We start from the raw sequence: 14,166 nt of genomic DNA, 5'->3' as shown, positions 1-14,166 counted from the left end.
GCCGTGGCGCGCAGGCGAGAGCGGGGGGAGGTGCTCATGGGGTACTCTTGAAAAACGAACGTTCGTTCATGTAGCTTCGGACCTGCGGTTCGACACGCTTCCTACCTGAATCTGGGGTCCGAACATGCCGTTGCTCCAACTCGAGGAGCTCTCCCTCTACTTCGAGGAATCGGGTGAGGGCACCCCCGTGCTGCTACTTCACGGGCTTGGCTCCTCTGGCCGGGACTGGGAGTCCGTGGCACCCAGACTGACGGGCCGCCATCGCGTCATCGTTCCCGATGCGCGGGGGCATGGCCGCAGCGGAAAGCCGCCGGGCGCCTATGGCGTGCCGCGCTTCGCCCGGGACATCGCCGGGCTGTGTGACGCGCTGGGGCTCACCGGCGTCCACGTGGTGGGCCTGTCCATGGGTGGGATGATGGGGTTCCAGCTCGCGGTGGACCGGCCGGAACTGGTGCGCAGCCTGGTCATCGTCAACAGCGGGCCGGAGCTGGTGGCGCGCACGCTGCGCCGCAAGTTCGAGTTCGGCCTGCGCCTGACGTTGCTGAAGCTGCTGGGGCCCTCGGTGCTGGCGAAGGTCCTGGCGCCCAAGCTCTTTCCCAAGCCCGAGCAGGAGGCGCTTCGTCAGCGCGCGCTGGAGATATTCAGCGCCAACGACCCGGACGCGTACCTGCGCGCGACGAAGGGGTTGGTAGGGTGGAGCGTCATGCGGCACCTGGGCGGCATCACCTGCCCGGTGCTGGTGCTCGCGTCCGACAGGGATTACACGCCCGTGTCCACGAAGCAGGCCTATGTGGACCTGCTGCCGAACGCGCGGCTCCAGGTGTTGAGTGATTCCGGCCATGCGTCACCGCATGACCAGCCCGACAAGGTCGCCGAAGCCGTGGAGGCCTTCCTGGCCGGAGTCGAGGACGCCGCGGCGGATGCGCGGCAGCCGGGCTGAGCGCGGTTCCCCCACCCCGAAGGAGTCAGCCAATGAAGCGGAACGCTGTCACGTGCTCGCGCACGGGGTTGTTGCTGCTCGCCGTCCTCACGCTCACCGCCGCGGCCCCCGCGCGCGCCGGCACCTGGGTCCATGGCATCGAAGGGACCCGGGGCTTCCAGCTCTGGGTGCCCACGGGTTACCAGGCGGACACGCCGCTGCCCCTGGTGGTGGCGCTGCACGGCTGCTTCCAGAACCCGAGCCAGTTCGCCGGCCTCTCGCGCCTCAATGAGAAGGCGGACGCCGAGATGTTCCTGGTGCTGTACCCGAACCAGGCGACGTTCGCGAACCCCACGCAGTGCTGGAACTTCATGCTGGTGCTCAACCAGACGCGGGGCCACGGTGAGCCCGCGCTCGTTGTGGGCATGGTGGAGCAGGTGAAGCGGCACTACGCGGTGGATGCGCGCCGCATCTACGTGGGCGGCGTCAGCTCCGGCGCGGTGCTCACGGGCACGCTGCTGGCCTGCTACTCGGACGTGTTCGCCGCGGGGATGATTGGCGCGGGCGCCATGTACAAGGCGGCCACCACGATTTCGGGCACGGGCTTCGCGATGCTCTTCGGCAGCATCTACCACCCGGATGACCGGGGCCGGGATGCGTGGGTGTGCTCGGGCCGTCCGCGTCACACGGTGCCGGTGCTCGTCGTGCACGGGACGAAGGACAGCGTCGTCGACATCATCAACGGCCGGCAGGCGACGCGGCAGTTCCTCCAGACCAGCGACTACGGCGATGACGGCGTGGCCAACGACAGCATCCGTCCGGTGGCCACGCAGGTGTCGCGGGCCAGTGTGCCCGGCGGGCGCGCATACACCGTGGAGGACTACGTCTACGGCGGCTCGCTGGTGGCGCGGCACATCGAAATCCAGGGGATGGACCACGCCTGGCCCGGTGGGGATTCGCGCTATCCCTTCGCCGACCCGTCCGGGCCGGACGGCACTTCCATCATGTGGGACTTCTTCCGGCAGCACACCCGGAACTGAGGCCTCCGCGCGTCAGTGTTGGTGGCCCATGCGCACCTCGACCTCGGGGTGCGCATGGGCGAACGCGCGCAGCTTCTTGAAGCTCACCGTGGCCCGGTCCGCGTCGTTGTTGAACGAGCCGGGCTCCACGTCGTGCTCCCAGCCCCAGCGGGTGTGGCTGATGTCCCCCGCGAGCAGCACCGGGCCCTTCGTGGAGCGCACCAGGTACGCGGTGGTGCCGGGCGTGTGGCCGGGCAGCCAGAGCGCCCACACGGAGCCGTCCCCGAAGATGTCCACCGCGCCGTCGAACAGGCCGGCGTCCTCCTGCGCGTAGGTCCACTCCGACAGCGGCGGCTTGCCTGCCAGGGCCCGGTCGCTGTTGCCCTGGACGAAGAGGTTCACGAAGGCGCGGTCGGAGGCCTCACCCGGTCCGGTGTAGACGGGTGTCCCGGCGGGCACGTCCGCCATGCCGGTGATGTGGTCCGGATGCAGGTGCGTGAGGAACACGCCCGCCAGCGGCTGTTGCTGCTTCGCCAGCCACTCCCCCAGCGGTGCGTGCACCGTCATCTTCTCCATGTTCATGGCGCTGGCGACGAGCCCGCGCATGGCGGCCTTCTCCGGCGCGTCCCGCAGCGCCGTCTCCACGCCTGTGTCGATGATGAAGAGCCCTTTCTCCGGGTGGCGGAGGGCGTGGAAGAAGAGCTGGACCGGCTCATCCCCGTCCTCCAGGCCCGCGCGCTTCGCGGTGGGGTGGTCCAGGTTGATGAGGCCGCCGCGCTCCACGGCCCAGTCGCAGGAGACGACCGTCTCCAGCTCCACGGGCCCGGGCTGCGCGAGCATCGGCAACAGCTCCGATGAGGCGCGCGCCTTGCCGAGCGCGGAGGGTTGCACGCCGTGTGAGGTGACGGCGCAGCCCGTGAGGGCGGCGGTGGCGAGCACGGTGGCGAACGAGAGGGCGAGGGAACGGTTCCGCATGGTGGGGCTCCTGCACGTCGAGACAGGCGCAAGGTAGCGATGCGAGAATGGATGGAAAATGGCGATTCAGGCATGAGGTCATGCATTCATGGATATCTCCTGGGATGACGCACGGCTGTTCCTCGCGATCGCGGAGACGGGCAGCTTCAGTGGTGCGGCGCGGCGGCTCCGCATCGGTCAGCCCACAGTGAGCCGGCGGTTGGCGGCGCTGGAGTACGCGGTGGGCGCCTCCTTGTTCCGCCGAGGCGTGGACGGGGCGGTGCTGACGGCCGCGGGGGAGCGGCTGGTGCCTCCGGCCAAGAAGATGGCGGAGTGGGCCGGAGAGCTGCACCGCGCGGCGGAGTCGTCGGACACGTCGCCTCGGGGGCTGGTGCGGGTGACGGCGGCGCCGTACATGTGCTTCGACTTCCTCGCGCCCTTCTCGGGGGCGGTGGCGAAGAAGCACCCGGGGCTGCGGTTGGAGGTGCTCTCCGGGATTCAGTACCTGGACCTGGGGCGCGGCGAGGCGGACCTCGCGCTGCGGGCCCGGTGCCCGCCGAATGCGGACTTGAAGCGCGTGTATGGGGTGCAGATTCGCAACGCAGTCTTCGTGGCGAAGTCGCTCAAGGCGAAGCTGCCCAAGCGGCCCACGCTCCAGCAGATTCCGTGGGTGGCCTGGGCGCCGCCGTTCGATGCGACCCCGCCCAATCCCCAACTCGAGTCCATCATCCCCGGCTTCTCGCCCGTGTTCACCGCCGACAACTACCTGGTGATGCTGGCTGCGGCCGAGGCGGGCGTCGGGGCCATGGTGCTGGGCGACCTGCGGCACCGCTTCGTGCGGGAGCGGAGCCTCGTGCCGCTCGAGCTGGACCTGGGGCCCTATGCCACCAGCGAGCTCCACCTGGTCTGCGCGAAGTCCGCGCTCGACATACCGCGTGTGCGGAAGGTTTCGGAGCTGCTGGTCGAGGAGCTGGAGCAGGCGAAGAAGCGGTGACACGCCGCATTCGCCCCTCGGGTTGCGATGGCCTGCCGCGCGTGTTCACGGTAATCCAGGGGGCACCGGGCATCGTCCCCAGGAGGACCTTCACCATGACTGAACGCAACGCCATTGCCGCCGGTTTCCTCACGCACGAAGTCACGAACCAGCCTCCGCCGCTCGTGTACGACGCGTGGACGACGGACACCGTGCTCCGCGAGGTGGTTGCCCGCGAGGGCGGCGGCTGGGCGGAGGCCGACCTGGCGAAGTATGGCCCCGTGGTGGGTGGGGAGATGCAGCAGCTGGCGTTCCTCGCCAACGAGAACAAGCCCAAGTTCCGGCCCTTCGACCGCTATGGCAACCGCCGCGACGAGGTGGAGTTCCATCCCGCGTACCACCGGCTGATGGAGCTGGGCATGGCCCACGGCGTGTCGGGTTTCGCCTGGCGCAACGAGGACAAGCCCGGCGCCCACGTGGCGCGCATGGCCCTCTTCTATCTGCACAACCAGGCGGACCAGGGGACGAGCTGTCCGCTCACGATGACGTATGCGTCGGTGCCCGCGCTACGCCACCAGCCGGAGGTGGCGATGGAGTGGCTGCCGCGCGTGAGCTCGGCGTCCTACGACAGCCGCTTCATCCCCGCCGCGCAGAAGTCAGGCGCCACCATTGGCATGGGCATGACGGAGAAGCAGGGTGGCTCCGACGTGCGCACCAACAGCACCAAGGCGCACCGCTTGGGTGAAGGCCGCGGGCCCGGTCAGCCCTACGCGCTGGTGGGCCACAAGTGGTTCTTCTCCGCGCCCATGAGCGACGCCTTCCTGGTGCTGGCGCACGCGGAGGGTGGCCTGTCGTGCTTCCTGATGCCGCGCTTCACGCCGGACGGCGCGCTCAATGCCATCCGCGTCCAGCGGCTGAAGGACAAGCTGGGCGACTGGAGCAACGCCAGCTCGGAGGTGGAGCTGCACGGTGCCTACGCGGTGATGGTGGGCGCGGAGGGCCGAGGTGTCCCCACCATCCTGGAGATGGTCGCGCTGACGCGGCAGGACTGCATGATTGGCTCCAGCGGGCAGATGCGTCAGGCGCTGGTGCAGGCCATCCACCACACGCGCCACCGCGTGGCGTTCGGCAAGCGGCTCATCGACCAGCCGCTGATGCGCAACGTGCTGGCGGACCTGGCGCTGGAGTTGGAGGCCCATGTCGCGCTCACCGGGCGCGTCTCCCGCGCGGTGGACGCCACGCCTCGGGATGAGAAGGAGGCCGCGTTCTGCCGCATCGCCACGGCGGTGGGGAAGTACTGGGTGTGCAAGCGCACGCCATCCTTCGTCAACGAGGCGCAGGAGTGTCTGGGCGGCGCGGGCTACGTGGAGGAGACGAACCTGCCGCGCCTGTACCGGCAGGCCCCGCTCAACTCCATCTGGGAGGGCAGCGGCAACATCCAGTGCCTGGACGTGCTGCGCGCGGCGTCGCGCGAGCCGGCCAGCCGGGAAGCCCTCTTCGCCGAGCTCCTGGCCGCGCAGGGCGGGCACCCCGCCTACGACGATGCCACCGCGCGGCTGGGCAAGGAGCTGGCCAACACGGACTCGCTGGAGGCGCGCTCGCGCACCATCGTGGAGGGGCTGGCGCTGGCGCTCCAGGCGTCGCTGCTGATTCGCGCGGGCAACACCGCCGTGTCGGATGCCTTCTGCGAGTCCCGCCTGGGCGGAGCGCATGGACAGACGTTCGGCACGCTTCCGGCCCACGCGCCCATGCAGATGCTCATCGAGCGCGCCTTCTCGGAGGGCGCGAAGTGATGGAGCCCCTCGCCAAGGTGGCGCCGCGGAAGCCCTCCGCCCGTTCGTGATAGGAGAACACCCCATGTCCAATCTCCAGGGAAAGACGCTGTTCATCTCCGGTGCCAGCCGTGGCATCGGCAAGGCCATTGCCCTCCGCGCTGCCCGGGATGGCGCCAACATCATCATCGCCGCCAAGACGACGGAGCCGCACCCCAAGCTCCCCGGCACCATCTACACGGCGGCGGAGGAAATCGAGAAGGCGGGTGGCAAGGCGCTGCCCTGTGTCGTGGACATCCGCGACGAGCAGCAGATTGCCGCCGCCGTGGCCAAGGCGGTGGAGACCTTCGGCGGCATCGACATCCTGGTGAACAACGCCAGCGCCATCAGCCTCACGGGCACGCTCGAGACGCCGATGAAGCGCTTTGACCTGATGCACGGCATCAACACGCGTGGCACGTATGCGTGTTCGCAGGCGTGTATTCCGTACCTGAAGAAGGCCAGCAACCCGCACATCCTCAACAACTCGCCGCCGCTCAACATGGAGGCGCGCTGGTTCGCGCCCCACGTCGCGTACACCATGGCGAAGTTCGGCATGAGCATGTGCGTGCTGGGCATGGCGGAGGAGCTGCGCTCGGACGGCATCGCGGTGAACGCCATCTGGCCGCGCACCGTCATCGCCACCGCGGCGGTGCAGAACCTGCTGGGCGGGGATGAGACCATCCGCGGCTGCCGGACGCCGGAAATCATGGCGGACGCGGCCTACGCCATCCTCACCAAGCCGAGCCGCGAGTTCACCGGCAACTTCTGCATCGACGAGGAGGTCCTCCGCAGCGTGGGCGTGACGGACTTCGACAAGTATCAGTTGGTGCCCGGGGCGGAGCTGCTCCCCGACTACTTCATCTGAGTCTGCATCGCCCCAGCCCGTTCCCGCGCGCGCGGAGTCACTGGAGCCCGCGCGGGGGCGTGGCATGCTCACGGCCCTTGTCAGGGGCGCCGCGTGCGCCGAGGGGGCTGTCTTTCATGAACAGGAAGTGGTTGGGATTGGGTGGCCTGGTGCTGGGCTGCTGGGCGGGGTGTGCCACGCCTTCGGGCACGTCGTCCGCACGGGGCTCGCAGTCGGGACCCATTGAACTGGACCTGTCCGGTGAGCGCTCCGCGGCGGCCATCGTGGCGCCTTCGGGAAAGGCGTGTCCGGATGACATCGCGGACGAGCCCGCGCTGGAGGACAAGGCCTACGAGGGGCGCGAGGCGCGCACCTGGCATGCGAATGTGGACTTGCTGAGTCCGCGGTCCGAAAAGGACCCCATTCCACGGGACTTCCACAAGCAGTTCTCGCTCGCCAGTGGTCCCCTGGACCTGATGGTTCATCGACACACGACCGACGAGGGCAAGCCGAGTCCCTGGGTTCTGGTCACGCTGGCCCGCCCTTTCGAGGGTGGCCACTGCATCGTGAACTCCTGGTCCCTGGGCGGTCTGGAAGGGATGGCGTCGCTCGTGGACACGTGGGCGGCGCAGGACGGCAAGCACGCCATCTTCCTGATGAAGCTGGCGCCGACCGAGGACTCCCTGGCGAACAACGCTCGCTGGGTGGTGGTGGGCACGGATGGCCGGCGCGCGTGGGCGGCCCTGGGCACGCCTCCGCAGCACCACCTGATGGTGCCGTCGGTGAAGCTCTTCCCGAATGGGAAGGACCTCTACCTGGACATCCAGCAGCGCTACCTCACGCGGCTGCGCCTGGGCACGGACGGGCGCTTCGTCGTGCCCGCCCCGCCGAACTGAGCGGCGACGTCAGAGCGCTCCGAAGAGGGAGACCTCTCGGAGCGTGCTGATGCTCTGCTTGAAGGGAGGCGGCGTACCGTTCGCAAGCGGCTTCCCGAACCACACGCGCACCTCGCGGACCTCGGGCACGTCCACCGGCAGCTCCAGTCGTACATAGAGCTCCTGGCTGCCCGAGTCTGAGTTCGTCTCGTCCAGGTAGGGGCCGGAGGTCGGGTCGGGAAGCACGGGGCTCGTCCTCAGGAGCTGCCAGTCATTCCCGTCCACCGAGCCCTCCACGTGCAGCACCTGCCCAGGAGGGCCCACCACTCGTGCGCCCCGGATGACGACCTGCCGGGGCCGCATGGGCTGGGGCAGGATGAGCGTGAGCTCTGTGGCCAGTGCTTGAGGAGGCCCCGGGACGTTGACGGCTTCGAGCCGGCCATCCGTGAACGGGCATGGGCTCACGACGTTCCGGCCTCCGCGACAGTCCGCGCCACGGCTAATGGGCGCGTGTCCTTCGAAGGGCAGCCGGAAGGGCGGCGCGTCGTGAACGGCGAAGTAGTAGAGCGACGTGTGGACCCAGACGCGCGCGCCCGAGGAGAAGGCCTGGACGTGGGCGTGTCCATCCGTGAAGTCCTCGAGGATTTCCGGGCCCAGCCAGGGCGCTTCCTGCTCGCCGGTCCGGATGAGCCACGCGCGGCCCGTGGGGCCTCGCGCCTCCACGAAGTAGTGGGGCTCGGGGATGTCTGCCACCTGCGGCATGTCATCCCACGCCAGCATGACGCCGCCCGGGGCCTCGATCGCTCGCACGTTGCTGTTCCAGAGGCGCAGGGGCGGCGCGTCCGAGTCCCGGTTGAGTTCCATGGCAATCAGGTCCCTGCCACCGTCCGCGCGCGGTGGCAGCAGGAGCTGGAAGGCATTGGGGGCAGCCCAGGGGATGGGGCGCACAATCTCGTCCGCGCCGGTCTCCCTCGCGGTGAGGCGGTGGAGGAAGAGGCCGTCCGCGTCGGGTGTCACCTCGGCCCAGGGTTCGAAGCGCACGCGGGGCGGTGTGTTCGTCGGGACGGGAACGGGCCGCGGGCGGGTGAGGAGGAGCGGCCCTCCTCGCCAGGGCGAGCCATCCGCTTCCAGCGCGGTGCCGGAGAGGAACACGGGGTCATCCGGCTCCATCGCGCACGCCAGGAGCGACAGGCACAGGGGGAGCAGGGGCGCGAGGCGAAGCATGGTCAGAAGGTCCCCTTCGCGCCCAGGGTGGGCAGGATGACGGGCGCGCCGATGGTGCTGACGCGCAGCTTGTCGATGGCCCCCGTGGAGGACTCCTCGAAGCCGTATTGGCGGCTGATGACCTCACTGCGCGCGGTGACGTTGAAGACGTCCAGGTAGACGTCGAGCACGAAGTTGTTGAAGGCCCAGCTGTGGGAGGCGCGCACGTCCAGCCGGAAGAAGGGCGGCAGGCGCCCCACGGCGTCGCGGCTCACGGGCCGCCACTCCGGCGTGCCGTCCTCCGTGGTCCCCGGCTGCATGGTGCGGTAGCCGAACTGGCCGCTCTCCGGACGGCCGGTGTTGAAGTGCGCCACCGCGCCCACGGTGACGAAGGGGAAGCGATAGCTGAGCGCGGCCTTGAGCGTGTGGGCCTGCTCGAAGGCGTAGGGCAGGAAGCCTTCGGCCTGGCCCACTTCCTCGCCGTTGGGGCCCACGCGCGCGTAGCGTTCGAAGCGCTGGCTCTGGTTGAAGCCGTAGGTTGCCCAGCCGAACCAGTTGCGTCCCAGGGGCCGGCGCACCATCAGCTCCACGCCGTAGGTGCGGCCGCGGCCCTGGATGTCGTCCGCCTCCAGGCCCCGGCGACGCAGGTTGCTCAGGACGTCCTCGAAGTTGAATTCGAGCGTGCGCAGCAGCGGGTTGAAGTAGGCCTCCGCGAGGATTTCCAGCTCCGGGCTCGGGCGCCACTCCGCGCCCGCGGAGAACTGCATCGCGCGTTGCAGCCCTCGGTCCAGCGCGAGCATCTCTCCGGCGGGGACTGGCAGCAGCACGGTGGCGGGCTGGTGGTAGAGGCCCGCGCCCGTCTTGACGGTGATGGTGTCCGTGAGCGCATGGCGCACCGCGAGCCGGGGCTCCACCGCGAGCATCGTGGGGCTTCCGAAGCCGTGGTAGCTGTCCACCCGCACGCCGGGCACCAGCGTCCAGCGCGCGGACGGTTTCAGCGTGAGCTGCGCGCCCACGCCCGCGAAGGTGGCGAGGATGTCGGGCCGGTCATATGCGTCCGGGCCCTCCACGGGGCCGACGGGCCGGAAGATGCCGACGGCCACCACGTCCGCGCTGCGCCGTTCGAGCTGCCCGAAGACCTCCAGGCGCACGGCGTCCGACAGCTCGCGCGTGAAGCCCGCGCGCAGCGCCACGTTGCCCTGCCGCAGGATGTATTCGCCGTCGTACTTGCCGTCGTCGGCGAAGTCGATGCCCAGCTTGTCGTAGCCGAACGTCAGGCCCAGCTCGGCCTCGCCGCCCGCGAAGGGGTGACGGCCGCGCACGTCCAACCGGTGGAACAGTAGGCCCACGCCGCCAGAGTCCTGATTGGGCGCGCGCGCCGACAGGCCCACCGCGTCCGAGCTTCCCATCGCGAGCATCCGGAGCTGGCCCTGCCCCACGCGCTGGTCCACGCGGGCCTGGTAGTCCCAGTAGTCCGCGTACATCTTCGGGTCGCCGCCGCTGGTGTATTGCCCGCCGTCGGATGACGTGTACGAGGACGGCGCGGTGAGCGCGTTGGCCACGCGCGTGACGATGAGGCCCGTGTAGCTGATGCGCGCGGCGGCGGCGACCACCGTTCCCGTGTCCTTGAGCGGCACCTCGAGGAAGACGCCGCTGTGGATGAGATCCAGGTAGGCGCTGCCGTGGATGCCGTCCTCGCGAGGCCGGCTGATGTGCGCGTCCACCGCCCCGCCCAACAGGCTGCCGTAGCGCGCGGAGGGCACGCCGACCTGGAAGTCGAGCGTCTCGATGAGGTCCGGGTGCACCACCGCCCCGCCCACCATGAGGTGGTAGAGGAAGGGCACGCGCACGCCGTCCACGTAGAAGGCGCTGGCGGAGGGCTGCACGCCGCGCACCACGGGGTAGGAGAGGCCGGAGGCCAGCGTCGTCACGCCGGGCATCAACATCACCACGCGGAAGGGGTCGCCCATGGTGCCGGGGACCTCGCGCAGCTCCTGGTCATGCAGGGTGATGCGGGAGACCTCGGTGCGGGGCCGGTCGCCACGCACCACCGTCTCGTAGGGATTCAGCGCGAGCGGCTCCAGGGCGTAGACGACCTCCAGGCGCTGGTCGGCTTCCAGGGTCTCCTTCAAATAGAGCAGCCGGTGTCCGGGCGAGGTGATGTGCAGCGTGTGCTCGCCGGGAGGGAGGGACAGCTCGAAGTGGCCCTGCGGGTCGGCCTCCGTGACGTGTCCACCACTGCGCACGACGGCTCCGGCGAGCGGCTTGCGTGAGCCCTTCGCCCGGATGCGGCCGGTGAGCACGGCGGCGCGGATGGCGGGCTCGAAGTGGTAGGTGAAGGGCAGGCGCACCGCGACCGGGGTGTCCCCGGACATGGCCGGGTGAAAGCGCAGGCCCGTGGCCGCATGCCGCGCGGCGCGGACGAGCTCGGGCGGTGCGCCGTCTCGCGCGACGCGCACGTCCGTGACCTCGCCCGCTTCGTCGAGCGTGAGCTCCAGCTCTACGTCCACGGGGTGGGTGAGCGGGAAGCCTTCGGGCAGTTTCGCCGGAGAGTTCTCCATCAGCCTGGGCGGAACGGGTGGGGCGCTCGTGGCCGGCACTTCGCCGGAGGCAGCGGCAGGGGGCGTCTCGTCCGTGAGCGGGGACGCCTGGGATTGTGCTACCGGCGACAGCGCGAGCAATGCGGATGCTGCAAGGCCAATGCCTTGCAAGCGGCGGACGGGCCGTGGCCAGCCCATCCATGAGCGACGCGAAGACCGGGCTCCCACATGCGAGGCGTGCGCCGGCATTCCTCGACTGGGTGACCCACCCATCTGGCCTGCTCCCACTCACCGTGGCCGGGGTCGCGCTCCATGCGCGCCGCGGGTCTGTCTACACCCTGGGACACCGTGTCATACGCGCCGAGCTCCGCATCCGGGTTGTCCCGGGCCGCAAAGACGCTCGGTCGCGCGATTTTGATCAACATTTTGAGAGGGATATGGCCGTTTGTCAGGCTTGGGCGTGAAGGGTAGCCCCCCGCGGCCATGCCTGAAATTCGCCTCGCCGAGCTGCGCGCCGAGCTGTCTGGTACCTACCATGATGCTCGCGTCCGCCGGATGGTGGAGCTGGGGCGCCTGGCACTGAAGGACGCCGGTGTCCGCGAGATTTTGGGGGTGTTGTCCCGAGGTGATGCGTATGAGCGGCGCCTCGCCCTGTTCGCCCAGTTCACCTGGCGCGATGGGCGGCAGGTGCTGGCCGCGACGACCGATGCATCCGCCCGTGTCCGCTTCCTGTCCTTTCAATTGGTGGCCCTGGTCTGTGACGACTTGCAGGCGCTGGAGGCCCTGAAGATGGCGTATGCGATTCGCCGCGATGGGAACATTCTTCGGGCGCTCGCATGTCACGGGCGCCGGGCCGTCATTGATGTCTATCTCGATTGGCTCTCCACGCGCGAGAGCGTGCCTGAGTTCGCGGACATCGTTCCGTTGGCGACTCCTGCAGGTCTTCGCCGGCACCTCCCGCGTGCCCTGGCGCGGCCCAGTGCGTGCTTCTGGAGCAGGCTGGCGCGCCATGCACCCGAGGCCCTCGCGGAGGTTCTTGCCGACCACGTGAGGGCCGTGGAGGGGGCGCCAGACGCCGTGACGCGGCTGAACGTCCAGTCATACCTGCCGCTCATCACCGACCAGGTCCCCGACGCGGCCCTGATGCTGTTCGAACTGCTGCTGGCCCCACGCCCTGTCCCTGGTGCTGTCGCGCAAGAACGAGCAAGACCCCGTGCGCTCGATGATGCTGAGCGCATTGGCCGAATGGCCTCGCCGCGTGTGGCGCCGCGAGCACACTCCGGCGGTGGGGCGCATCCTGCGCGATGCGTTGGACGCGGCTGACCTGTCCGAACGCACATCGCGGTTCCTGGGGGCACTGGTGCTGCGCATCTTCGCCAGGGACCCCGCCTGGGGCGCGACGTGGCTGACGACGCTCCCCAATGCGCGGGGCCTCCTGAGCGAGCATCGCTTGGGGGAACACCTCACCGAGGACGAGGTGCGGGCCTCCGCGCCTTGGCTTCTGGAGGTCGCCCGGAACTGGGCGCGGTTCGAGCACGGCGGGCCGCTGTTCGACCTGGTGAAGAGCCTGGGCGCTCGTATGAGCCTGGTGCCGGGCCTGCCGGAGCTCGTCGCTGCCATGCGCGATGCGTCGCCCTTGCCCGCGCAGGCGCTGGCGATGACCCAGTGGCAGTCCAAGCACGACCGCGCGGGCTTCGAGTCCACCGTGGGTGCCACGGTCCTGCGCTTCCTGGACCAGGGTTGGTTCGCGGAGCTCATCACGTTGGCTCGCTCGGAGGGGAATGGGCGTCCGTTGCACACCGAACTCGTCTTCGGTCTGGAGCGGGTCGCCCGGCGCCTGGGTGAGGAGACGCTGGATGTGCTGGAGTTGCTCCGTCAACGCGCCTCGGCCAACTTCGCTGCGTTGCTGCCTGACCTGCTGGAGGCCGATGCCAGTGTTCTCTGCCTCTCGGTCGTGAACGAGTACCTGTACCGCTGCCGGCAGGACCTGCTGACGCCCTATCTGGACGCACCGGTCATCACAGGTCGCTTCGCGAAGGGGGAGACGGGTTGGTTGATGGCGTTCGTGGCCCATGGCTTCCATCGGTGGACGCCGGAGCAGAGCGCCCGCTATGCGCGCGCGGTGCGGCGCCTGATTGAGCAGCCGGACCTGAACACGTGGACGCTGCTCTGGTGCGTCACGACGCTCGCGGCGCTGGATTGGGCGCCGAAGGAGGCGCTGTTCGCGCTGGTGGATGACGCCCGGCCCGCGGTGCGGGAGAAGGCCATCCGGGTCCTGGCCCGGTGTGACCAGGGCGAGGGGCTCCCCACGTTGCTCCGCTGTCTGGAGGATGAGCGCGTCCGCATCGCCGTCTATTGTCTGCGCCGCGCCTGCAACCGGATGTTGCCCGAGCGCGTGCTGTCCCTGCTCTCGCGTGTGCCGCTCACGCGGGTCACGGTCGCCAAGGAGGTGGTGCGCCTGTTGGGCGAGCTGCGCTCCGACGCCGCCTACGATCGCCTCATCGCCTTGGACGGAACGCCGCTGCACCGGGACGTGCGCATCGCCCTGCTGCGCGCGCTCTGGGACCACCTGGAGCGCGAGCCCACCTGGGCCGTCTTCGCCCGCGCGGTGGAGGGCGAAGAGTGGGTCATGGCCGCGCGATTGGGCGACATCCCCGCCGACCGCCTCACGGAGGCTCAGGACCGCAGGTTGTCCGCGCTGCTGGCGCGGGTGCTGTCACGGCCCGAGCCGGAGGCTCGCATCTCCCTGCCCCAGAGCGCGCGCCTGCTTCGTTTGAGGGATGCGGAGGGCACCTTCCTCGCCGCCTGCGGCGCGCGGCTGGCCTCGCCTTACGATGACGAGGCGATCGCGGCCATGTGGGCGCTGCTCTTTCGCGGCACCGAGCGGGATTGCTGGTGCGGCTGGTGCGGTTCCGGCAAGACTCCTCACCTCTGGTTTCCGGCGCCGCGCTGGCCATCTTCCCGCCTCGGGAGGAGGTGGCCCGGGCCGCGAAGTCCTTCGTCCGAAGTCGCTGATGCCTGCCCG

The 14,166-nt window shown here is 69.6% G+C and carries 10 protein-coding genes; 7 read left to right on the top strand and 3 right to left on the bottom strand.

Annotated features, from left to right (window positions below; translation table 11 throughout):
• The first annotated feature begins 124 nt into the window (after positions 1-124).
• Both F8M74_RS26850 and F8M74_RS26845 read left to right on the top strand, forming a co-directional pair.
• Positions 125-940 carry an alpha/beta fold hydrolase gene (locus F8M74_RS26850; protein ID WP_141255140.1) on the top strand — a complete coding sequence of 272 codons (816 nt, stop codon included), beginning with the start codon at positions 125-127 and terminating at the stop codon, positions 938-940.
• 32 nt (positions 941-972) lie between these two features.
• Positions 973-1,959, top strand: a complete 987-nt coding sequence (locus F8M74_RS26845) for a PHB depolymerase family esterase (protein ID WP_141255141.1) — start codon at positions 973-975, stop codon at positions 1,957-1,959.
• Positions 1,960-1,971: 12 nt separating this feature from the next.
• Here the strand turns inward: F8M74_RS26845 and F8M74_RS26840 are convergent, their stop codons facing one another.
• A complete protein-coding gene (locus F8M74_RS26840) occupies positions 1,972-2,913 on the bottom strand; it encodes an MBL fold metallo-hydrolase (protein WP_141255142.1) in 942 nt (313 codons plus the stop codon).
• An 88-nt stretch (positions 2,914-3,001) separates the two neighbouring features.
• Between F8M74_RS26840 and F8M74_RS26835 the strand changes: the two genes are divergently transcribed.
• From F8M74_RS26835 to F8M74_RS26820, 4 genes are all read left to right on the top strand, one after another.
• Entirely contained in the window at positions 3,002-3,886 is an 885-nt protein-coding gene (locus F8M74_RS26835; protein ID WP_141255143.1) for a LysR family transcriptional regulator, read from the top strand.
• 95 nt (positions 3,887-3,981) lie between these two features.
• On the top strand, positions 3,982-5,658 hold the full coding sequence (locus F8M74_RS26830) for an isovaleryl-CoA dehydrogenase (protein ID WP_141255144.1): 1,677 nt from the start codon (positions 3,982-3,984) through the stop codon (positions 5,656-5,658).
• A gap of 64 nt (positions 5,659-5,722) precedes the next feature.
• Positions 5,723-6,544, top strand: coding sequence for an NAD(P)-dependent oxidoreductase (locus F8M74_RS26825; protein WP_141255145.1), 822 nt, complete (start codon positions 5,723-5,725; stop codon positions 6,542-6,544).
• Between the two features lie 116 nt (positions 6,545-6,660).
• Positions 6,661-7,419 carry a hypothetical protein gene (locus F8M74_RS26820; protein ID WP_141255146.1) on the top strand — a complete coding sequence of 253 codons (759 nt, stop codon included), beginning with the start codon at positions 6,661-6,663 and terminating at the stop codon, positions 7,417-7,419.
• Positions 7,420-7,428: 9 nt separating this feature from the next.
• On the opposite strand, the gene F8M74_RS26815 is transcribed toward F8M74_RS26820, so the two are convergent.
• Positions 7,429-8,622, bottom strand: coding sequence for a hypothetical protein (locus tag F8M74_RS26815; RefSeq protein WP_141255147.1), 1,194 nt, complete (start codon positions 8,620-8,622; stop codon positions 7,429-7,431).
• Positions 8,623-8,624: 2 nt separating this feature from the next.
• Positions 8,625-11,282, bottom strand: a complete 2,658-nt coding sequence (locus F8M74_RS26810) for a TonB-dependent receptor (protein ID WP_162295053.1) — start codon at positions 11,280-11,282, stop codon at positions 8,625-8,627.
• 342 nt (positions 11,283-11,624) lie between these two features.
• On the opposite strand from F8M74_RS26810, the gene F8M74_RS26805 reads away from it, so the two are divergent.
• Entirely contained in the window at positions 11,625-12,464 is an 840-nt protein-coding gene (locus F8M74_RS26805; RefSeq protein ID WP_141255149.1) for a hypothetical protein, read from the top strand.
• Positions 12,465-14,166: the final 1,702 nt, after the last annotated feature.

This window comes from Myxococcus sp. CA023 (assembly GCF_010998615.1).
Classification (GTDB): Bacteria; Myxococcota; Myxococcia; order Myxococcales; family Myxococcaceae; genus Myxococcus.
The sequence above is the reverse complement of the archived record's forward strand: the minus strand, read 5'-3'. Positions and strand labels throughout refer to the sequence as shown.